Annotated in this window: 18 protein-coding genes and 2 pseudogenes; 13 read left to right on the top strand and 7 right to left on the bottom strand. The window is 67.6% G+C overall.

What is annotated here, in order from left to right; translation table 11 throughout:
* Nucleotides 1-373 (top strand): excalibur calcium-binding domain-containing protein (locus AOK17_RS11370; protein ID WP_063997202.1); only part of this gene is annotated, 373 nt, incomplete at its 5' end.
* Nucleotides 374-673: 300 nt separating this feature from the next.
* Here AOK17_RS11370 and AOK17_RS51235 read toward each other — a convergent pair.
* Complete coding sequence (locus tag AOK17_RS51235; RefSeq protein WP_169801909.1) at nucleotides 674-1,057, bottom strand: hypothetical protein; 384 nt, start codon at nucleotides 1,055-1,057, stop codon at nucleotides 674-676.
* Between AOK17_RS51235 and AOK17_RS11375 the strand changes: the two genes are divergently transcribed.
* From AOK17_RS11375 to AOK17_RS11385, 3 genes are all read left to right on the top strand, one after another.
* Nucleotides 1,050-3,305 carry an NACHT domain-containing protein gene (locus AOK17_RS11375; RefSeq protein ID WP_169801910.1) on the top strand — a complete coding sequence of 752 codons (2,256 nt, stop codon included), beginning with the start codon at nucleotides 1,050-1,052 and terminating at the stop codon, nucleotides 3,303-3,305. The genes AOK17_RS51235 and AOK17_RS11375 overlap by 8 nt on opposite strands.
* 343 nt (nucleotides 3,306-3,648) lie before the next feature.
* A complete protein-coding gene (locus AOK17_RS11380; protein WP_055612279.1) occupies nucleotides 3,649-4,482 on the top strand; it encodes a PIG-L family deacetylase in 834 nt (277 codons plus the stop codon).
* Between the two features lie 395 nt (nucleotides 4,483-4,877).
* A complete protein-coding gene (locus AOK17_RS11385; protein ID WP_245697091.1) occupies nucleotides 4,878-5,693 on the top strand; it encodes a DUF2461 family protein in 816 nt (271 codons plus the stop codon).
* Here AOK17_RS11385 and AOK17_RS53915 read toward each other — a convergent pair.
* Entirely contained in the window at nucleotides 5,656-6,195 is a 540-nt protein-coding gene (locus AOK17_RS53915; RefSeq protein ID WP_425424604.1) for a transposase, read from the bottom strand. The two genes, AOK17_RS11385 and AOK17_RS53915, sit on opposite strands and share 38 nt — an antisense overlap.
* 851 nt (nucleotides 6,196-7,046) lie before the next feature.
* Here AOK17_RS53915 and AOK17_RS11390 point away from each other — a divergent pair.
* A complete protein-coding gene (locus AOK17_RS11390; protein WP_055612280.1) occupies nucleotides 7,047-7,559 on the top strand; it encodes a hypothetical protein in 513 nt (170 codons plus the stop codon).
* A gap of 135 nt (nucleotides 7,560-7,694) precedes the next feature.
* On the opposite strand, the gene AOK17_RS11395 is transcribed toward AOK17_RS11390, so the two are convergent.
* Nucleotides 7,695-8,099 carry a hypothetical protein gene (locus AOK17_RS11395; protein WP_055612281.1) on the bottom strand — a complete coding sequence of 135 codons (405 nt, stop codon included), beginning with the start codon at nucleotides 8,097-8,099 and terminating at the stop codon, nucleotides 7,695-7,697.
* An 89-nt stretch (nucleotides 8,100-8,188) separates the two neighbouring features.
* Here AOK17_RS11395 and AOK17_RS11400 point away from each other — a divergent pair, with 89 nt between their 5' ends.
* The 3 genes from AOK17_RS11400 to AOK17_RS11410 all read left to right on the top strand — a co-directional run bounded on the left by AOK17_RS11400 (nucleotide 8,189) and on the right by AOK17_RS11410 (nucleotide 11,565).
* Nucleotides 8,189-9,499, top strand: coding sequence for an IS701 family transposase (locus tag AOK17_RS11400; protein WP_245697092.1), 1,311 nt, complete (start codon nucleotides 8,189-8,191; stop codon nucleotides 9,497-9,499).
* A 125-nt stretch (nucleotides 9,500-9,624) separates the two neighbouring features.
* The gene (locus AOK17_RS11405) at nucleotides 9,625-10,479 is read left to right on the top strand and encodes a class I SAM-dependent methyltransferase (protein WP_107102361.1); all 855 of its coding nucleotides are present in this window, start codon (nucleotides 9,625-9,627) and stop codon (nucleotides 10,477-10,479) included.
* Between the two features lie 468 nt (nucleotides 10,480-10,947).
* On the top strand, nucleotides 10,948-11,565 hold the full coding sequence (locus tag AOK17_RS11410; RefSeq protein ID WP_055612283.1) for an ROK family protein: 618 nt from the start codon (nucleotides 10,948-10,950) through the stop codon (nucleotides 11,563-11,565).
* Between the two features lie 103 nt (nucleotides 11,566-11,668).
* Here the strand turns inward: AOK17_RS11410 and AOK17_RS11415 are convergent, their stop codons facing one another.
* Both AOK17_RS11415 and AOK17_RS11420 read right to left on the bottom strand, forming a co-directional pair.
* On the bottom strand, nucleotides 11,669-12,115 hold the full coding sequence (locus tag AOK17_RS11415; protein ID WP_245697093.1) for a hypothetical protein: 447 nt from the start codon (nucleotides 12,113-12,115) through the stop codon (nucleotides 11,669-11,671).
* A 313-nt stretch (nucleotides 12,116-12,428) separates the two neighbouring features.
* Complete coding sequence (locus AOK17_RS11420) at nucleotides 12,429-13,172, bottom strand: glucose 1-dehydrogenase (protein WP_079052939.1); 744 nt, start codon at nucleotides 13,170-13,172, stop codon at nucleotides 12,429-12,431.
* 158 nt (nucleotides 13,173-13,330) lie between these two features.
* On the opposite strand from AOK17_RS11420, the gene AOK17_RS11425 reads away from it, so the two are divergent.
* The 3 genes and pseudogenes from AOK17_RS11425 to AOK17_RS11430 form a co-directional block, all read left to right on the top strand.
* Entirely contained in the window at nucleotides 13,331-14,275 is a 945-nt protein-coding gene (locus tag AOK17_RS11425; protein WP_055612285.1) for a LysR family transcriptional regulator, read from the top strand.
* 757 nt (nucleotides 14,276-15,032) lie between these two features.
* Nucleotides 15,033-15,360: pseudogene (locus AOK17_RS53920) on the top strand (transposase); the annotation flags it as partial.
* Nucleotides 15,276-15,794 (top strand): annotated as a pseudogene (locus tag AOK17_RS11430) (transposase); the annotation flags it as partial. The pseudogenes AOK17_RS53920 and AOK17_RS11430, both read left to right, overlap by 85 nt.
* Here AOK17_RS11430 and AOK17_RS11435 read toward each other — a convergent pair.
* On the bottom strand, nucleotides 15,784-16,596 hold the full coding sequence (locus tag AOK17_RS11435; protein WP_055612286.1) for an amidohydrolase family protein: 813 nt from the start codon (nucleotides 16,594-16,596) through the stop codon (nucleotides 15,784-15,786). The pseudogene AOK17_RS11430 and the gene AOK17_RS11435 overlap by 11 nt on opposite strands.
* Nucleotides 16,597-17,108: 512 nt before the next feature.
* On the opposite strand from AOK17_RS11435, the gene AOK17_RS11440 reads away from it, so the two are divergent.
* Complete coding sequence (locus tag AOK17_RS11440) at nucleotides 17,109-17,831, top strand: FadR/GntR family transcriptional regulator (RefSeq protein ID WP_055612287.1); 723 nt, start codon at nucleotides 17,109-17,111, stop codon at nucleotides 17,829-17,831.
* 52 nt (nucleotides 17,832-17,883) lie between these two features.
* Here the strand turns inward: AOK17_RS11440 and AOK17_RS11445 are convergent, their stop codons facing one another.
* The gene (locus tag AOK17_RS11445) at nucleotides 17,884-19,818 is read right to left on the bottom strand and encodes an alpha-L-fucosidase (protein ID WP_055612288.1); all 1,935 of its coding nucleotides are present in this window, start codon (nucleotides 19,816-19,818) and stop codon (nucleotides 17,884-17,886) included.
* A gap of 606 nt (nucleotides 19,819-20,424) precedes the next feature.
* Here AOK17_RS11445 and AOK17_RS50680 point away from each other — a divergent pair.
* Nucleotides 20,425-20,592, top strand: a complete 168-nt coding sequence (locus tag AOK17_RS50680; RefSeq protein WP_157881304.1) for a hypothetical protein — start codon at nucleotides 20,425-20,427, stop codon at nucleotides 20,590-20,592.
* Nucleotides 20,593-20,874 lie beyond the last annotated feature (282 nt).

Consider the following 20,874-nt stretch of genomic DNA (forward strand, 5'->3'; position numbering starts at 1 on the left):
AGGCATCGGCGCCGGCGCCGACGACTCCAACACCGACGCGAAGACGACCGCGGCCAAGCCCGGCCCCACGACCACCGTCACAGCGACCGCCACGGCAACCGAAACAGCGAAAGCCGAAGCCGAGTCGGCGCCGACCGTGACCGCCACCGAGACGGTGAAAGTGAAAGTCACCAAAACCGTGACCGCCCGGCCCGCCGCCGCAGACGACAACAGCAGCGACAGCGGCGGCGGCTCCACCGGCGGCGGCAACGACGTGTACTACGCCAACTGCAGCGAAGCCCGGGCCGCCGGAGCCGCACCCATCCGCCGCGGCGAGCCCGGTTACGGGTCGCATCTCGACCGGGATGGTGACGGCGTCGGCTGCGACAGCTGAACGCCCCGCCTCGACGACGGCCGCTGTCAGACCTGGCAGCGATGAGGCAGACATGGCGATCACGAAGACGGAGAAGGTGCCCGCCAAGAAGACTGCTACGAGGAAGACGACCAAGAAGACCGCGGCGAAGAAGGCGATTAGGAGGCCGCGCAGCGCATCGTGCTCTCTCAGCACGAGCCTGCCGAGGGCCGAGTGCCGCGTCGGGATGGCAGCGGATGCACGTGCCCATCCCCGAAACCAGGAGCCGGCGCGCTTCGCCCGCGGTCGACGGAACGCCGCCGCATGCCCGCGGTGCAGCAGTCACCGACGTGGACCGCGCGGGGGTGGCCGACCATCACCGATGCCGAGTTCGACGATCCAGTCCGGATCCTGTCCGTGGCCCGTCGCCAACCCCAACCACCCCAGATACACCGCTCGCTTGACAGTCCCCATGGCATGGGGTGGTGCCACCAGTTGCGGAGACGTCGACAGACCGTCGGCGACAGCCGTTTCCCTGTCCGTGTAGACCTCGTTGACCTGAAGGGAGCGTGACAGCAGGTAGCGGGTACAGGGGAGCGGCATGCGCGGGCGTTGGGTAGTGACGTGGGTGCTCTGCGGGATTTCGCTGGTGATCTTGACGATGCTGTGGATGGGGTTGGGTAAAGATGCCGCCTCGACAGCAAGCTCGATCATTGCGATGGCCATCAGTCTGTTCGGCGTTCTGTCGGTCTGGGCATGGCGCCGATCCGGTCAGCAAGGTCGCTCCACCAGCACCCAGTTGGCACAGGCACAGGACGCTCTGGCTCGACTGGTAGACCGTCAGTGGCGCAGGGAAGCGGGTCTGCGGCAACTCAACAGTCCCGCGCCGCTGCCCGTGTCCTGGTCGGACACATCGGAGGCTGGGATCTGCGACCACCCGGAGTTGGTCGGCGGGACAGTCTCCTGCCGGTCCGACCAAGCGGAGGAACTGGCTGCGGCCTTCCGCCGACTGCCGCGCCGCCGACTGGTTGTCCTCGGCACCGCCGGGTCGGGAAAGACGACGTTCGCCGTACTGCTGGCCCTCTCTCTGCTGCGCACCCGCCAGGACGCCGAGCCGGTGCCTGTCCTGTTCACCGCCGCATCGTTCGACCCCGCCCAAGAGAACGTCCACGAGTGGCTGTGCCGCCGTATCACTGCCGACTATCCGGCTCTGGCAGATGTGCCCACCTACGGTCCCAGCGCGGTTGACGACATCCTCGCCGACCACCGCGTGCTCCCGGTCATCGACGGTCTGGACGAACTCCCGGAGGAGGTCCGCGCAGCTGTCCTGACCGCTTTCAGCAGGGTCTACGACACTGATGCGCCTCTGATCCTGACCTGCCGAACCGACGAATACACCGACGCTGTGACGGCCACTGGTGCCCTGGCGCACGCGGTAGTAGTCGAACCGGCCGGCCTGCCGGCCCAGGAGTCCCTCCGCCTGCTGCGCCAGGCCACGGCCGCCGGGCTGTCGCAGCAGCGTTGGAGCTGCCTTGCCGACCATGTGAACGAGCACCCCGGGGGAGCGGTCTCGGAGGCGTTCAGCAGTCCGCTGATCGTGGCCCTGGCAAGGTCGGTGTACGCCGAAGGGGCCGGCAACCCTGATGAGTTGCGGGACTTCACTTCGAAGGAAGCGATCGAAGACCACCTCCTTGCCGCCCTCGTCCCCACCGTCTACGCAACTGCTCGGCGCCACGACCCGGCAGGACGCCCCTGGAGCCCGGAGCAGGCTCACCACTACCTCGCACAGATCGCCTCAGGTATGCAGCTCCGGGGTACTACCGACCTGGCGTGGTGGCAGCTCCACAACTGGGTGCCTGCTCTGTCCCGCACCTGGGCCCGTTGCGGCGCTCTGGGTGTCCTCCTGTTCCTGCTCACGTTGCTCGGCTTCGCAACGGGTCAGGCCTTCCCCGAATACGCCCCTGAGAAATTGGGCAGCCTGGAGTGGATTCCAGGGGCTGTTGCTGTTGCTCTGCCGTGCATGTGCTGGCTGGCGGCGAGGATCGCCAACCGCCCCGGACCTCGCACCCGGCGGCTCACCGGAGCCGCACGCACCGCCTTGTTCGGAGCTCTTGCATTCGCCGTTGTCGGCGTGACAACAGACCGGCCGGACGACACGGCGCCGTACGCATACGCGATCGCATGCGTGTTTTTCTGGGGCTTCACCTTTGTGCTGGTCCTGTACTCCGCCGGCCTCCCCTTTCCGCCGCTCCTGCCACGCCGAGGCACACTCACTCCCAGTAACCGGCCCCGGCGCCTGTTGCTCGCTGTGGCCACCTTTCTCGGCACCACAGCTCTTGCCGTAGCCGCCTTCCGGCTGTACGCGCTCGTTGTCATGACACCGGACAGCCCCCGGAGCCGGCCCGCGCCCCCGGTGGAACTGCCCTGGACGCACGGCCTGATCCTTGGAGGTCTGGTCGGAGCACTGCAAGCCCTGCTCTACTGGACGCGCGGCACGACCAGCGAGCAGGAAGTCACCGACCCTGTCACGACAGTCCGTGCCGACCGGCTCGTCACCCTCGTCGGCTGCTGCGCGGGGTTGCTCCTTGTCACGCTGCCCTACAACCTCAACGCGGTACTACAACTAGCGGACCCCGCGAAGCCAGGTCCGGCGTACGACAATGTGCTGACCGCCTTCGTCTGTGCGCTTCTGGGCGTGGGCCCAACGGGATTGATGCTTGCCATGGCCGCGCACGCGTGGCCGTACTACACAGCCGCCCGGCTGCTGCTCGCCACTCGCGGTCGGCTCCCCTGGAAGCTCCAGCACTTCCTCGACGACGCCCACCGCCTGGGGATTCTCCGCCAGGTCGGCCCTCTCTACCAGTTCCGTCACGCCCGTCTGCAAGAGCACCTGGCCCGCACCGTTCACGTACCGGGCCCGCGGAACCCGTCCTCATCCCCTGATCTCCAGCCCGGGCCGGCCTCGCTGCGCTGACGCTTTCTACCTCGGACACACTGGACGTAGTGCAACGATTCCGGCCGACCAGACTCGGAACCACTGGTTCAGGCGTGGGCTCGCGGACCGCGAAGGGCTTCCGCGCCACCGTGACTCGCGAGGGACAGCAGGTGTCGAACGAGGCGAACCTGCAAGGCCAAGCGGCCGGGCCGGGAACATCCGGTCCGGCCGGCACGGTTGCATCGACGGAGGGACCGGCACCGCACGGGCGGGGGCACGGAGACCACAAGGTCGTCCGCCCCACCAGTATCCGGGCCCCCGATCGCGGTACGCCCGCCGCGCTACTTGGACCAATACGTATGTCCGCTGGAGGACTGTTTTGATGACTGACCGGCCTTTGACGCTCATGGCAGTTCACGCCCACCCCGACGACGAGGCCACCGGAACCGGAGGGGTCCTCGCGCGGTACGCGGCGGAAGGCATCCGCACCGTTCTCGTGACGTGTACCGACGGCGGTTGCGGTGACGGACCGGGGGGTGTCAAGCCGGGCGATCCCGGCCATGATCCTGCGGCCGTCGCCTCGATGCGCCGGCAAGAACTCCAGGAGAGCTGTGACGTCCTGAAGGTCAGCGATCTGGAGATGCTGGACTACGCCGACTCCGGGATGATGGGCTGGCCGAGCAACGACGCCCCCGGATCCTTCTGGCAGACCCCCGTGGAGGAAGGCGCGGCCCGACTCGCGGAACTCATGCGGCACTACCAGCCTGATGTGGTCGTCACCTACGACGAGAACGGCTTCTATGGCCACCCCGACCACATTCAGGCCCACCGCATCACGATGGCGGCGCTGGAGATGACCGAGCCGGCACCGAAGGTGTACTGGACCACGATGCCCCGCTCGGGGATGCGGCAGTTCGGCGAGATCATGCGCGAGTTCCATCCGGACATGCCGGAGCCGGACCCTGCCGAGGCCGCCGCGATGGCCGAGATCGGCCTGCCCGACGATGAGATCTCCACGTGGGTGGACACCATGGCGTTCAGCGGCCAGAAGTTCGACGCGCTGGCCGCGCACGCCAGTCAGGGCGAGAACATCTTCTTCCTCAAGATGGGCAAGGAGAGGTTCGGCGAGTTGATGGGCATGGAGACCTTCGTACGCGTCCAGGACACCACCGGCGCGGCCATACCCGAGAACGATCTCTTCGCCGGACTGCGCTGATCCGCCCGTCCGACCGGGCCAGGGAAAGCGCATCGGCCGCACGGCGGTGCGATCGAGCGGGCCACACACCCGCAGGCTCGTCCACGCGAGTTCCGCTCCGGCACCCCGCGTCCACGCAATCGCCGACGGCGTCGACGTGTGTCCGCACTGCCGAACCGACACCGCGCTCGTCCGCAAACCAGCCGGCTACCGCACAGGTGGGAGACCTGCGGGCTGCTGACCCGGAAGGTACGTGACAGTCCAGGTCCTATCCCCGGCGGTCTGCTCCGATCAAGACAGACCGCCGGGGAAGTGACACGAAGCTGAGACTCCGATGCCCGACGCCGTGAGCCAACGGAAGAAGCAGCAGGTCACGAGGGCGGTCTCCGACACGATCCGCGAGACCCTACACAGCTGTGGGATCTCACGTTCCTCTGCGCGCACTCTCCCTGTTCCTCGACGAACTTGCCCACCGCGTACGGCACATCGAACTGGCCGACGAGCCCCGCCCCCAGACCTCCCACCACGTCTGGGGCTACGCCTTCCTGGCCCGCGTGACTCTCCTCTCGCGCGGATTATGGGTGGGCTATCCTGCGCGCATGCGCGGACAGTTCACCGGCTGGCCGGAGCAGGCCATGGACGTGTTGTGGCAGCTCCAGGGCGAACCGACCCACGCGACCCGCGAGCGCTGCCGCGCGGACCGCGAACGCCTGGTCCGGCAGCCGATGATCGCCCTGCTCAACGCGGTCGCGGACTCCGACCCCCGGTACGAGGACTTCTCCGTCTGGCACTACCGCACCGACTCCTGGTGGTGGCAGCACCAGGGCGCGGTGATCCGGCTCGGCCGCAAGATCGAGATCGGTCTCCGGTTCGACCTGGACGGCCTCCGGATCCAGGGCGCCTGGTGGTACCCCGATCCCGGCCAGGTGGACATGTTCCGCAAAGCGGTGGCCTCCGAGGGGAGCGGCCGCGAACTGTCCGCCATCGTCGAGGACGTGCGGAAGAAGGGCTACGACATCTCCGGGGACGTGATGAAACGACCCCCACGCGGCTATCCGACCGACCACTCCCGTACGAACCTGCTGCGCCACCGTTCGCTGATCGCCGCCCGTCGCTTGGGCTGCGAGGAGTGGCTGCACACCCCCGAAGCGGTCGACCGGGTCCTCTCGGCCGCCGCCGACCTGGACGCCCTGCTCATGTGGCTGGTCCGCCACGTGAAGCGCGCCGCCTGACATCACGAGGGCGCCGCGCGCTCAGAAGACGATGCGCACCTTCAATGCCGACGGGTCGTCCGTCGCCCGACAGCGGTCCGGCGCCTCGACCAGGGGGTTGGCACGGTCGAAGAGGCGCCCCGGGTCGTGTCAGAGGTGCTATGGATCGGCGACCTGGAGGGCTTGTGGGGGCGGCGCGGGTGGCGCATTCGGCGAGGGAGGGTGCGCGGTCGCGGCAGATGATCTCGATGCCGGGCCGCTCGGCGAGCCAGGCCGCCGGCGTCTCCGCTTCCCGGTCGGGCAGGAGGTCCACTGGGCGAGGTGTCTGTGTCTCGATTTCGACGAGCACAGTTCCGTAGACATGTCCCTTGCGCTGGGCGTACTCGTCCATGCCAACCACGCTAGGCGTGGCGGCAGGAGGGTCGGGCAGCGCGGCGATCAGCCTCAGCAGGGCCCGGCTGACCGGCGACCCGAAGGCGTCCGCCATGCGGGCGTCGGCCCGGCCCACGAGCGCAAGGCCCATCGAGACCAGAGTCGACCGCAGTCGCTCGGTCCGCCGCCCGAGCCGGCGGGCGACCCCGGACACTTGCCCGACGAAGGCATTGCCCGGGCAAGAGTCCTCCTCGCAGACGAACCGGCGCACCCGTAACGACGCCACGGCGAACTTGCCGACCGCTGGCAGATCACGGGGAAACTGCAGGTAGGAATCATGTATTCGGCTCGACCAGCATCCGCATCCCGGGGCAGGCCGCCTGCCTGACGGTCGTCCGGACCTCGACCCGGACGACCGTGTCGGTCACCTCGACCGACTCCACGGACACGCCCTCCACGGAGGAAACCAACAACTCGTCCAGCTGCGGCCGTACTTCGTTCGCGGTGCAGCGCTGTCGACCACACCGCACTCCGGCTGGGCGATTTCGGGCGACCTCAACCTCCGTCACACGAAGATCGACAATCATCCTGCGTACACAGGGTGACTGCTGACCTGAGCGCAATGGTGGCTATGGACCGTGTCCTACATGGTCAGTTTGAGGAGCCGTTTGTAGCAGCAGAGTGCGGCTGCCGGCACCCGTACACGGCACGGGGCGCCGGTAGCAACGGAGCCTCTCCGGTGTCGCACGAAGGGTAAGATCCCCGCAATTCCGGGGTGGGGATCCATTGGGGGCGGGAATGAAGCGTGCGCTGCTGGCCGGGATGGGAGTTGTGCTGGTGCTGGTCACCGGGTGCACGGACAATGGATCGCCGCAGGCTTCCCGGACTTCCCCGGCTCCCTCGTCGTCACCTTCACCGTCAACGAATGCTCCTGTGCCACCGGAGCCCGGTCCGGCCAAACCGCTCGGTGGGGCAGCGGTCGGCAGGCAGGACGGAAACCTGGTGGACTCCTTCTCCGAGTTCATCGAGGAGTCGGACCTGGACACAGGCGTCGAGCCCGAACTCCCGGAAGTTGCTGTGCTGCAACGCCTTGAGCCCACGGGCACGGGCGACCTCGTATGGATGCCGGATGCCGATACGTACTGTCTGACGACGATCCGGTCCAGCCTGAAGAGCCATGGGTGCTACGGACTCGCGCCGAAGCGCCCGGCGCGTGGCTATGTACAGGTGGGAGACCCCACGCCGCGCGGCGTGGGGTCGACGTACTCGAAGCAGGACTGGCTGTCGGTCAGTCTTGTGGAGAATACCCAAGGGCCCTTCGCGTTTACCGGTGATCGGCCGAAGGGCACCAGCTCGGTGCGCCAGGCCACGCTGCGCTTCGCCTCGGGCCGGACCGTGACATTCCTCGCCTATAGCCAGACAGATTCGAGGATTCCGCAGAACACCAAGATTTGTGGGCCCCACCGCAAGGTCTGCTTCGATCCGTACGACTTTGATCTAGGGCGTGTCTCTTAGCACAGGTCATCCGGAACGATCCATCCCCACCGTCCACTCCCCAAGACCGGTACAACGCCCAACTGACCACGTGGGACACGGTCTTAGTACTCCAGCCGTAGATCGTGATCTCGATGGTGAGTGGTGCCTCTGCGCCTACCCGAGTTCACCGAGACGGAGGGCGTCCCTTATCTCGCTGAGCTTCGCGGTTGTCGCCGGGGTCCGTTCCTTCGCCTGTTCGCCGAGGCGGAGGGCGTCCTCGATCTCGCTGAGCTTCGCGGAGGACAGGACGCCCGCCCGTTCGATCAGGTCGTCCTGGGACACGGTGGTCAGCCACGTGCAGGGGGTAAAGCCCGGGCTCGGGAACGCGAACCGCAGCACGCCTTCAAAGGGCAGTCCTTCCATGGGCCCTACTTGTACTTCGACGCCCAGACCGCTGATGTCGACGCCCGCAGGAGTGACGACCTGCATCGCCCGGATCCTGGACGCGTCGTCTGCCGCCAGCAGCACGACCAGCCGCCGCTCGTCGAACTTCACCCACCAGACTTCGCCACGTTGCACATGTCCTCCTGACTCAGGACGGCAGGCGGAACTGCGCGGCCCTGACGCGTTGTGGAGACGGGTGCGGCCACCGTTGATCATCGTGAGTTGTGTGGACTGACGAAGAGATGGTGGCCGCGTGTCACAGCATAGAACTCGCCCGTTGGCAGGACGCGTTCGAGGGTCTGTTGGGCCGGATCGAGGGGCGCTTCGCCCGGGTCGAACCCCGTCGCAGGGCGGCGCGGTTGGTGCTCGGTCTGTTGGCCGACCTGCCGCGCAAGAACTGCTGGACCATCGCCGAGTGGGCCGGCGAGACCACTCCGGACGGCATGCTGCACGCGTTGGGCAGGGCCAAGCGGGATGCCGATCAGGTCCGCGACGACGTGTGCGGCTACGTGGTGGAGCACCTGCACGACGACCGGGCGGTGCTGGTGGTCGACGAGACCGGCGATGTGAAGAAGGGCACTGGCACGGTCGGCGTCCAGCGCCAGTACACCGGTACTGCCGGCCGGATCGAGAACTCCCAAGTCGCCGTCTACCTGGTCTACGCAGGCAAACGCGGACACGCCGCAGTGGACCAGGAACTCTACGTTCCGCGCTCCTGGACCTCCGACCCCGACCGCTGCCGCGCCGCGGGCCTTGCCGAGGAAACCACCTCCGCCACCAAGTCGGAGCTGGCCACTCGTATGGTCGCCCGGTTCCTGGACGCCGGCCACCAGGCCGCATGGGTTGCCCGCGACGAGGTCCACTGCGGCAACCCGAAGCTGCGAACCGCACTGGAGGAACGCGGCACCGGCTACGTCCTCGCGGTGGCCTGCTTGCCCGAAGTCACCACCGGTGCGGGGAAGTTCCGTGCGGACATCTTGGCCAAGAAGTGCCCGAGCGGGCCTGGCAGAAGCTCTCCGCAGGGGCCGGGGCCAAGGGCCACCGCGTCTACAACTGGGCAGTCATCGACCTCCCCGACCCACGCCCCGGGTAGTCGTCAGCTACTGATCCGCCGTAACCGCAGCACCGGCGAACTCGCCTACTATCGCTGCTACTCGCCCGCGTCCGTGCCGCTGACCGTGCTGGTCACAGTCGCCGGAGCAAGATGGCGGGTGGAGGAGTTCTTCCAGTCGGGCAGATGCCTGGCCGCACTCGACGAGCACCGGGTCCGCCGCTGTACCTCCTGGTCCCGCTGGGTCACCCTCGCCATGCTCGCGCACGCTTTCCTCGCCGTCGTCCGCGCAGACGAGCACACCCGCCCCGCACCCGATGCCCTCATTCCGCTCACCAGCAACAAAATCCAGCGCCTGTTCATCACCCTCGTCGTCCGACCCGTCCACGACACAGCCCACCGGCTCGGTTGGTCGAACTGGCGACGCCGCCACCCGGCCAGATCCCAAGCCAGCCACTACCGACGACAAGCCACTCAGGAATGAAGATCACGAACTACGGCTGGAGTATTAGTAGTCGCACGCGTTCAGTGCGTGCATGACTGGCTGGCCGCGCATGAAACTGGCTCCCTCCATCAAGCCCCTTGGAATCGGTCTTCTAGGCTGGCTCGGTGACTGATGAGCAGGAGCGGGTGCAGCCGTCGGGAGTGTGGGCCACGGCGGTGGGGGTGGCCCGGGTGCGGGCGCTGGAGACCGAGCGGGAGAACGCGCTGTTCCGCGATCCACTGGCACAGGCCTTCGCCACCGCCGGCGGCCTGTGGCCCTCCTCTTCGCCGCCGTTGCCCGATGACGAGGCTGCGCGACGCCGCCGCCTGGCGGTCGCGTTCTCCATCGTCATCAGGACGAAGTTCCTCGACGACCTGTTGCAGCAGGCCTCCGCGTCCGGGGTCCGGCAGGTCGTGCTGCTCGGCGCCGGCATGGACAGCCGGGCCTTCCGGATGGACTGGCCGGAGGGCACGCGGCTGTTCGAGGTCGACACCCCCGCGCCACTGGACTTCAAGGCTTCGGTGCTGCGCCAGGAGCGGGCCGTCGCACGCTGCGAGCGGATCACCGTCGCGGTGGATCTGCGTGAGGACTGGCCAGCCGCGCTGGCCACCGCAGGGCACGACCCGGCCGTGCCGACCGTGTGGATCGCCGAGGGACTGCTGATCTATCTGCCCGAGGAGGCGGTGGAGCTGTTGCTGGCCCGCATCAGCACGCAGTCGGCGGCAGGCAGTCGGATGGGGCTGACATTGGGCTCGCGCGGTGTGATCGAGCGCTTCGGCGCGGACGCCGGGCCGGGAACGGCGGCGTCCATGTGGGTCTCGGAGACGCCCGACGACCCGGTGGGCTGGCTGGCCGGGCACGGCTGGGAGGCCGACAGCCACACCCTGCGCGAGCGCGCTGCCGCCTACGGCCGCCCGATCAACACCCCGCCGCAGCGGGAGGAGCGCCCCGGCGGACTGATCTCGGCGGTCCGCCGGTAGAGCGCCTCCCGGTTCCTCGGATGACCGATTCCAAGGTGGCCTGATGAGTGGAGCCAGGTTCATGCGCGGCCAGAGTGTCATTGGCGCAGTGACCGCCTGCGACCACTGAAGTCCGCCCGAAAATCGCCTGGTTGGACGGTGGGGCGGTCAACAGTCCTTCGCCGTGAACGAAGTACGGCCGCAGCTGGAGGAGTTGCTGTTCTCCTCCGTGGAGGGCGTGTCCGTGGAGTCGGGCGAGGTGACCGACACGGTCGTCCAGGTCGAGGCCCGTAGGGCCACAAGGCGGCCTGTCCGGGGTGCAGGTGCTGTTGGGGGCGAATACCCGGCTCCTACCTGCGATTTCCTCGTGATCTGCCGACGGCCCTCGGCGCGCGTGCGGTCGGCGGGACCTGGGGCATAGCGGTACCAGGGCCGTTCGACTACGCGCGCGGCATCGCCCGCTACCAGGGAGTCGGCAAGTTCGCCTCGATGGACGGCCTCGCTCTCGGCCGGCTTCTGACCACCCGTCCGAACCGCCGCCCGGACCGGCTGCGGTTCCTCAACGACGCCTCCGCCTTCGCCCTCGGCGCCTGGCACACGGCCCAGGCGAGCCGGCGCCTCGTCGCGGTCACGCTCGGCACGGGGGTCGGCTCCGCGTTCCTGGCCCGGGGGACGATCGTCGAGGACGACCCGCGCGTGCCGCCCGAGGGCCGCGTCGACCTGCTCACCGTCGACGACCGCCCGCTGGAGTACACGGTCTCCACCCGGGCGATGACCGCCAACTACACGAACCGCACCGGCCGTCCCGTCGACGGGCTACGGGAACTGACGGCCCTCGCCGCCGCCGACGTCATCGCCCGAGACGTGATCACCTCGGCACTGCGCGCTCTGGGCGGCGCCCTCGCCCCGTGGCTGACCGCCTTCGAGGCCGACACGGTGGCCTTCGGCGGCTCCATCACGGCCGCGTGGCCGCTGATCGGCCCACCCCTCACCACAGGCCTCACCCAGCACAACCCGCGGCTCCAACAACTCGCCCTGTCGGTACACGACGACGGCGAGGACAAGGCCCTGCTGGGTGCGGCGGTGTTCGCGGCGCGCGGAGCGTAGCCAAGGGCTGTCCCACAAAGATCTTGGCTCCGAGCTGAGCTGAAGCGCGACAGGTGTCACAAAGGCAGGCTTGTTGTCACCGAGGTCGGCGGCCCCTCTCCCTTTACGGAGAGCCTTGACCGCTGAACCCGGAGTCGTGTCCCCCGGCGGGTCGTTGTGGTCGGCGTTCCGGAAGCCGTGTGATCGCGGCGCTCACTGCCAGCCCGAGCGTGACACCGACAGCGGAGCCAACGCTCTGCGCCCAGGCATCGTCGAGGGAGCCGGGCAGGACGGCTGTTGTGAGCCGGCTGGCAGCCAACAGGACTGATACCGCGGCCAGTGTGGCCGTCCAGCGGTACCGCACCCCGTCGATGATGTCGCCATAAAAGAGGAGCAGCAGTGCCATGCCGAACTCTTCGTCCCAGCCGATCGCGGTGAGCCCGGCCCCGAAGGCAAGCGCGAACAGCCAGAGCCCCACCAGTTGCCGGGCGAACGTGGGCGGCTGCGGTCTTGCACCACGCGGGGGCCAGAAGAACCGTGTGATGTGCCGGACGATCGCGTACTTCTGCATGACTCGCGTCCCGATCCCCCGGGGTAGCCGACTTCTGCCGGCGCTCAGTAGTAGGACGCACAGGAGCAGGACGCGGTTGTGGTGAAGTGACGCCGCATGTCGTCTCGGGAAGCCAGAGGCCGATGCCGCGGGCACGGAGGCGGCGATCTCGATCGCCTTCGCGGTGGGCTGCGGCATCTCGCGCTGATGTCGGATGAGAGTCGGATGCGACATGGACCTGTGACTGGCAGGCCGTGATCCTCGCTCGTCCAGGAGGGACGACGCGGACGGGAGCGCAGCGTGGGGCCGCTCCCGGCCATGACGGAGACGCCTGTCAGAGTTGGGAACCGCCGCCGTCCACGGCGAGTTCGGCGCCGGTGGTGAAGGTGGCGTCGAAGGCGAGGAAGGCGACTGCCTTGGCGATCTCGTCGGGGGTGCCCACGCGCAGCATGGGGATGTCCGCAGCCATTTGTGCCTTCGTCTGTTCCGCCGCTTCCGGGGGCATCGACTTCTCCAGGATCCCGGAGTCGATCGGGCCGGGGCTGACCGCGTTGACGCGGATCTTCCGCGGCAGCAGCTCGCGGGCCATGCTGCGGGTCATCGAGCGCAGCGCCGCCTTGCTCGCCGCGTATGCGCTGAGCGCGGGAAGGCCCAGCACATTCACGACCGAGGTGGTGAGCACCACGCCGCTGCCCTCGGCCAGCAGCGGGACGAGTTTCTGCACCGTGAAGTACGGGCCCTTGGCGTTGATCGTGAGCAACTTGTCGAAGAGCTCCTCGCTCGTCGCCTCGAACGGTGCGAATCCGTTGACACCCGCGTTGGCGAACAGGGCGTCGACCGTGCCGAACTCGGCTTTCACGCGGTCGGCCAGCGCGTCGATGTCGGACAACGACGACGCGTCGCTGCGTACCGCGCTCGCGTTGTCGCCGAGCTGGTCGCGGGCGGCATCCAGCGGAGCCTGATCACGCCCGGTGATGAGCACCCGTGCCCCTTCGCCCACGAGGAGCCGGGCGGTGGCCAGGCCCAACCCGCTGCTGCCTCCTGTGATCACGACGTTCTTGCCCTCGTACTTGCCCATGGTGGACATCCTCTGTTCCAGGAATCGGCCTGCGGATCATGTCCCTCCGGGGCGGCCACGGAGGGACAGCAACGAGTCAACAGCCGCCTGCGGTAAGGCGTCCAAGACCTGTTTCGCACCCCGTCATGCAGGATCGGCATCACGCGTAGGGTGTCTGCATGTCCGATGAAGTTTCGCCCGCTCCGGTGCTCGATCCAGGCCTGGACCTCGACTTGAGGCTGGTGCGGTACTTCACGGTCGTCGCCGAGCATCTGCACTTCGGCCGGGCGGCGGCCTCGCTGCACGTGGCCCAGCCCTCCCTGAGCCGTCAGATCAAGCGGCTGGAAGACACCCTCGGCGTGCGCCTGCTGGAGCGCACTACCCAGGGCAGCGCTCTCACCGCGGCGGGTGCGGCCTTCCTGCCCCAGGCACAGGCACTCCTGCACTCCGCCCAGCAGGCGGTGCGGGCCGCACGCGCCGCGGCGCCACCGCGCACGATCACCATCGGGTACGTCGAGGACCTCGTCATCACTCCCGCGGTGCGGGACCTGCGCCGCCGTTATCCCGACGCCCACGTCCGCACCCGGCATCTGCACTGGGACGAAACCCGCGCCCTTCCCGACGGCCGGGTCGACGTGCTCGTCGCCCGCACGCCGCTTCCCATCCCGGACAACGACCTGAGTGTGACCGTCCTCTACGACGAACCCCGGGTACTCCTCGTGCCCGCATCCCACCGCCTCGCCGACAAGGAGTCGGTCAGGCAGGACGACTTCGCCGACGAACCCCTGCCGGCCTGTGCCGGCATGGCTGCGGGCTGGAGCGGGTTCTGGCGGCTCGAACCCCGGTCAGACGGCAACCCGGCACCACTCGGTCCGCTGCTCGTGGACACTTTCGAGGACAAGCTCGAAGTCGTCGCGGACGGGCGCGCGGTCGCCGTCGTGCCTGCGTACGACCGGCGCTACACACTCCGGGACGACCTCGCCGCCATCACCGTCGACGACATCGAACCCTGTCAGGTGGTCGTCGCCAGCCGCGCAGACGACCGCAACCCGCTCGTCACCCACTTCCGGGAATCCTCGCGCCGGTTCCTCGAACCCAGGCATGAGGAAATGACACATTCCTGAGACGGCCGTCCAGCGACGAGGCCTGAGACAAGGAGAAGGACAACAGGTCACAGCGCCGTCACCTGACAGCGAAACCGAGAACCTACAGCCGGCGATGGGATCTGAGATTCCGTGGCCGAATCTCACGGCGGATGGCCAGTCGGTGGCCAATCGGCCACGAATACAACCTCGATCTTTCACGGCGGTCCGTCGGTGGGTGTCCCTGGAAACGTCGAGAAGATCGTCGCTGTTGACCCTCACTCGGCTCCTCTCGAACCGAGACCCAGAATTACCCGACATCTCAATTGGCGCGGGGCGGATGCGGAGATTGCCCCGTCGAGTCGGCGCGCGCCTACGAGCGCTGCGGGATGTCTGGGCGCATCCACGCCAGGCGCCGCTGTGCTTCGACGAACATCAAGGCCCCGCCCAGGTTGGGGGCCGGTCGTGGCGTCGGCCACCGGGCGATGCCCCAACCGGCGAAAGCCAGCAACGCAGCGCCGGCCCCGATGGCTGGCAGTGCCGCGGCGCAAGCCAGACCGGCCGTGCCGACCGCGCTCAGTGTGGTGCAGCTGATTTCTACTCTTGTCCAGACTCTCTTCTTGTCCGCCCGGCGCACGATCTTCTGCTCCGTGGCCCACAGTTGACGCAGCTCGTCCTCTGCGCACTTGATCGAGGCACGGTCCAGATGCAGGTCTGCCCAGACTCTTGTGCGGCAGTCCGCAACGGTTCGACTCGGTCGCGGAATCAGTCGAAGTACGCCGCCCGCATGGCCGCGTACTGCCGCACTGCAAAGGTCCCCGACGAGCGGGAGTTCGCCACCAAGGGCGAACTGGCCCGGCACATCGTGCTGCGTGCCCTCGCCTCGCCGCTGTCCATCACCTGGGTCACTGCGGATTCCGCCTACGGGCAGGACAATCGCTTCCGCCGGCTGCTGGAACAATCGGGCGCCGGCTATGCGCTGGCCGTACCCAAATCCCAGTTCACTGTGGGGTGTCCCCGGATCGAGGGCCTCGTTCGCTCAGGCGCCCAACGAGGCGGGGGAGAAGACCTCGTGCGGCGACGGCGTGAAGGGACCCCGCGTCTATCACTGGGCGGGATTGCGGCTGCGGCCCTGCACCTCACTGCGGGTCAGGCCGGGGACGCGCCTGCTTTCGCGGCGGTCATGGATGGGATCCGGGTCCCGCGAATGGGGCCGGGGAGGCTCAGAACCCGACCGGAAGTGGTCCCCGCGGACCGGGTGTACTCCTCCCGCGCCATTCGCGGACATCTCCGTCGACGCGGGATCCGAGCGATCATCCTGCAGCCCGCCGACCAGATCCAGCACCGCCTCCGGCGGGGTCGTGCCGGAGGCCGCCCGCCCTCTTTCGATGCCGAGGCGTACGAGGAGCGCAATACCGTCGAGTGGTGTATCAACTGGTTCAAGCAGTGGCGCGGCCGGGCCATGCGAACTGACAAGCTCTCTTTGGCCTATCGGGCCGCTCTCCATCTTGCGGCGATCTTCATGTGGGCCCGGATCGGCCCCAGCATGGTCAGAGGTTGAAGATCCGTCGGGCGTTGCCGGACAGAAACAGTTCGGTGGTTTCCTCATCCAGGCGCAGTTCACTGAGGTGTTCCAGCGCCTGGCCGGGGGTGATCATGGGGTAGTTGGTGCCGAACAGCACCTTCCTGCGACCCCGGCCTCGCAGGTAGTCGACCAGCTCGCTCGGGTAGCGGCGGGCGGTGTAGGCGCTGGTGTCGATGCAAACGTTGGCGTGTTTGTCGGCCACCGCGATCATCTCCGTGGTCCACGGGTAGCCGATATGCCCGCACACGATGGTCAGTTCGGGGAAGTCGAGCGCAACCTGATCGATGTACGGAATGGGGCGGCCGGTCTCGGACGGACGCAGCGGACCGGTGTGGCCGACCTGGGTACAGAAAGGGACGCCGAGGTCGACGCAGGCGGCGTACAGCGGGTAGTAGAGCCGGTCGGTGGGCGGAAGCTGCCACAGCCAGGGCACGATCCGCAGGGCCACGAAGCCGAGTTCGTCCACCGCGCGGCGTAGTTCCCGCACGGCCTGAACCGGCCGGGTCAGGTCGGCGCCGGCCACCCCGCGCAGCCGTCCCTCGGACTGGGCGACGAACTCGGCCACCTCATCGTTGGTGATCAGCGGCCCCTGCGGCCCGTACCAGGCCGCCGAAAGACCGATCTCCACATCAGCCGCCGCCATCGCCGCCACCGTAGCCTTGACCGGCAACGGTTCCTCCAGCAAGCCCCGACCCGTCCACCGACGCAGCGACTCGAACATCTCATGATTGGAGTGACGGAGCGTGGGGTGCTGCATCCACGCGTCGATGACCGGCATCAGGTTCCCTCTCGGCTGGCACCGCAGGCCATACTGCACCCAAGGCGGCTAAGCGAACGCTTACCGCGACCCTAGCCGGTACGTGCCGCCCCCAACCACCCCTCAGGGTCGGTCTCCCATCCATCAAAGAGACACGCTCCAGCCGTCCGGGCGGGGCCGAATGACGACGTCAGAGCCAGTTCGGGCGCCGTCCGCTCGCCGGTCGCGGTGTGGCCCTTCGCGGCACGCGGCATGCTCGAACAGCGTCGGGTGACAGGCGCCCCCGAAAACGAGCGGGAGGTGGTATTCCCGGGCATCGTTCCACTGCGCTCCGGGTCGCAGCCACAGCCTTTCCGTACATCCGACTATCATCAACGTCACCCTTGGTGTGCGGAATCCCGAGTAGGTGGCAAGGAACGTCGAACTTCTTCGTCGGCGCGTCCCGGAAGGTCTCTGAGATGATCTTCGCGCTCAGGACCAGAACCTGACCGGGTTGGACGTGCCTGCTGAGACGGTCACGGAAGGAGTTCGCGTTGTCTTTGACGGACAAGGCCATTGAACAGATCCGTGAACTGATCCGGACCGGTGCCCTTCCTCCGGGCTCGAAGCTTCCCCCTGAGCCTGACCTGGCCGCACAGTTGGGCCTGTCCCGCAACCTCGCACGAGAAGCGGTCAAGGCGCTGGCCGTGGCGCGAGTCCTGGAGGTCCGACGGGGCGACGGCACGTATGTGACCAGCCTGCAGCCGAGCCTGCTCCTGGAGGGGCTCGGCGGTGCGGTGGAGTTGATGCAGGGCGACTCCGGCGCGCTGCAGGACCTCATGGAGGCACGCCGACTTCTCGAACCGGTCGCCACCGCCCTCGCCGCCACCCGGATCTCCGATGAACAACTCACGGAAGTGAAGAAGCACCTGGACGCCATGCGCGAGGCCCGCGACGACGTCGAACGGCTCAACGCGCACGACGCCGCCTTCCACCGCGCCGTCGTCTCGGCCACGGGCAACGAAACGCTGCTCACTCTCCTGGAGGCCATCTCCGGCCGCACCCTGCGCGCCCGCATCTGGCGCGGTCTGGTCGACACCGGGGCCGCGGGTCGCACCCTCGCGGAGCACGAGGCGATTTTTGACGCACTGTCGACCCGTGATGCCGCCCTCAGCCAGGCCGCGGCACTGCTGCACGTGAGCAACACCGAGCGTTGGCTGAGGGAGTACCTGGGCTCAGGCGAAGCCCGGATCTCCGGGACGACCTCACGGAAGTGAGGGGGCGCTGCCCGACCAGACTTCTTCCGATGGAGTGATCTGAATCGAGGCATCACACGGCGATGATCTGCCACTCCTGCGGGGAGGCCCGGTTGTACGTCTCCTGCTCCAGGTTGGCGGTGGAGGCGCCGTCGACGTTGAGTGACAGTCCGCTGAGCCGGTTGGTGAGGTAGTAGTAGCCGTCGCCCGTGGGCGTCACAGCCCAGTGCTGTTGGAAAACGCTGTTGTCCGACCAGATGCCCACCTTGCCGCCGTCTGCACGCGAGAGGCCGGCCACTTCCATGAGTTTGCCGCTGCTGACGCTCTTGATCTTGTAGTAGCCGTCGCCGGTGGAGGCGAAGGTCCATTTCTGGTTGGCCTGATTCAGCCAGGGCCACTGGAGGATCCCGGTGCCATTGGTGGTTCCGTTCCCGCTCACGTCGGCTACCTGGCCGCTGTTGCGGTTGACCAGGCGATAGACGGTTGCGTTGCCCGGCAGGACGCGTGACAACAGGGTTGGCTCGGCGGTTCTGCCGCCGATCCGGATGCCGCCCACGTTGACGTATCCGCCGGTGCCGGAGATGGCCTGAATCCGCACGAAACCAACATTCCTCGCGCTCCACTCGGCCACCTTGGTGACGTGGTCGCCGGTCCAGGAACCGGTGGCGACCTGGGTGAAGGCCGTGCCGTCGGTGCTCGTGGAGATGGTGTACGAAGTGATGTCGCCGTCGGTGGAGTTGCTGCGGTTCCACTGCTTGGGCAGGTACTCCAGGGTCGAGACGTTGCTCCACACCCCGCCCAGGTCGATCGTGATCGAGTGAGGCAGGGACGAGGACAGTCCCCATGTCGACCAACAGGTCTCGAAGCCTTTGTCGCTCAGCCCGTCGATCACGTTCATCGGGCCCTCGCCGGTATGGAATCCGGTCGCGTAGGCGCTGACGGGAGTCACGGGGTGCTCTGCGCGTGGCAGCTGCGTCGGCAAGCGCGCCCTGGAAGTGTCGGGGCTCCATGCCGCCCCGACCTCGGTGAGTCGCGCGACTACGTTGGTATCCAGCTTGCCGTTGCGGTTGGGCGGGCAGTTGAGGATGAACGAGGTGTACTTAGGTTCCAGGTCCGCCAGGTGGGCCAGGATCGACGCCTTGCTCATCAGGCCTTCGGTCGGCGTCGACGGATGCCAGAACCACCCGTTGCTGATCGTCTGCCCCTGCATGGAGGCGTAGGTGTTTCCGGCCGGCGAGGTGATGCCCAGTGGCTCCTCGAAGTAGATCGCGTCGCCGAGGAACGGTACCGACAACCCACCGTGGTCGATCATGACGATGTCCGGCTGGAGCGATTTCACGTGTTCGCGTATCCGCTGGTACGAGACGGCCTGCTGGCCCATCTGCCATGCGTAGCCATCGGTGATGAACATGTCGATGGTGCCGTAGTCGGTCAGCAGTTCGGTGATCTGGTTCAGCATGTAGGTGAGATCACCGGGCTGGATCGTCTGGTCGGCGGCGACGCCGTGCCGGGTGTCGTACGCCTGCACGTCGTAGGTGCGGTCCCAGATCGAGAAGTACAGGCCCACCTTCAGGCCCTTGGCCCGGAATGCGTCGACGTACTGGGCGACGATGTCCTGCTTGTAGGTGCTGTTTGCGACGTTGTAGTCGTTGTACGCGGTCGGCCAGAGGCAGAAGCCGTCGTGGTGCTTGGTCGTGAGCACGCCGTAGCTCATCTTCGACGCCGCGGCGGCAGCCGCCCACTGGGCACAGTCCACGGCCGTGGGGGCGAAGAGGGCGGGGTTCTGGTTCGGGGCGGCCCACTCTTCGTCGGTGAACGTGCCCATGTTGAAGTGGTTGAACATGCCGAACCGCATGTCCACCATGTCGTTCAGATTGGTCTGGGGGTCGGCGGCCACCGCCTCGGACACCAGGCCCGAGAACGCGGGGACGACGGGCAGCGCGGTCGCGGCTGCAGCGGCGCCGGCGGCCCCGAGCAGCGTGCGGCGAGACAGGTTTCCTGGCGACATGCTCTCACTCCCATGTGTGTAGCTTCAGCGCCGTAGGACTGTGCGGAAGTGGCCGAATCCTCTCCAACTGCGGGGAAAGAGACAGCACATGCCCGCCAAAGTGCATGAGGACATCCTTGGTACGGAGAAGGCACACAGATGCCGCGACACTCACGCGTCTCGGGCACCAGGTGTTACGCATGAAGTTCGGGCATGTAACACCGGGCTGTCAACCATTTGAAGGGATGAAAAGCAGATTGCTGAGGGATCTTTGACCTGTATGAGGTGTATTGCGCAGTCCTTCCGTGCGCAGACATGGCATGTTTGGCTTTGCCTGCGTGCCCAGTCCATGCCAACAGCGTTCGCCATCAAAGCAGTTGGACACGGCGTCTCGAATCGCCTTACACGTGCGGGGTGTTGGGGTCAGACCGGCTGCCCGGCCCAGCCGAATCGACGGTGATCACTACCCCGCACAGCAGTCACTTGTGCAAGCAGACCGTGCTTCCGCCTGAGGTGCCTTGGGCGGGTCCACGGGAGTACCTGGCCGGGGTCTCGCCGGCTGCGGACCCCATCACTCGCACGAACGCCTGTCACGCGCTCCCGTCCGAGGAGGGCCTCACAGAGACCGTGCCCAGCACTGCCGTCCGACTGCTCATCTCCCAGGAACCGACCCCGACCGAAAGATCGGCGGCAACCTTTCCGCCACCCGCGGCACGCGGACGCCGGCTGATGGTGGGCGCCACCACGGGGCTGGTCGTCACCGGTCTTCTCGTCTGCCTGATCATGACGATGTAGCTGGACAGCGAGGGGGAGGCCGGGCGGGCCCCGGCCGTCGCCAACTCCCAGGAGAATCACCCGCCGGCATCACCGGGGAAGGAGTCCTCCACGCCCTCGCCGTCCGCGGTCTCCGGGTCCCCGTCGGCCGGCGCCACGAGCCCGAAGGCGTCCGCGTCCCCGTCGGGGGTGCCGTCATCGCCTCCCCGCGGAAGGCTCCCGCTACGTCCTCCCAGGCCGGACGGATTCGACCCAAGGCACCTACCAGGGAGCCGCCACTGTCTACGGGGCCGGGGCCGGGGC

This window comes from Streptomyces phaeochromogenes, from assembly GCF_001418655.1.
Lineage (GTDB): Bacteria > Actinomycetota > Actinomycetes > Streptomycetales > Streptomycetaceae > Streptomyces > Streptomyces phaeochromogenes.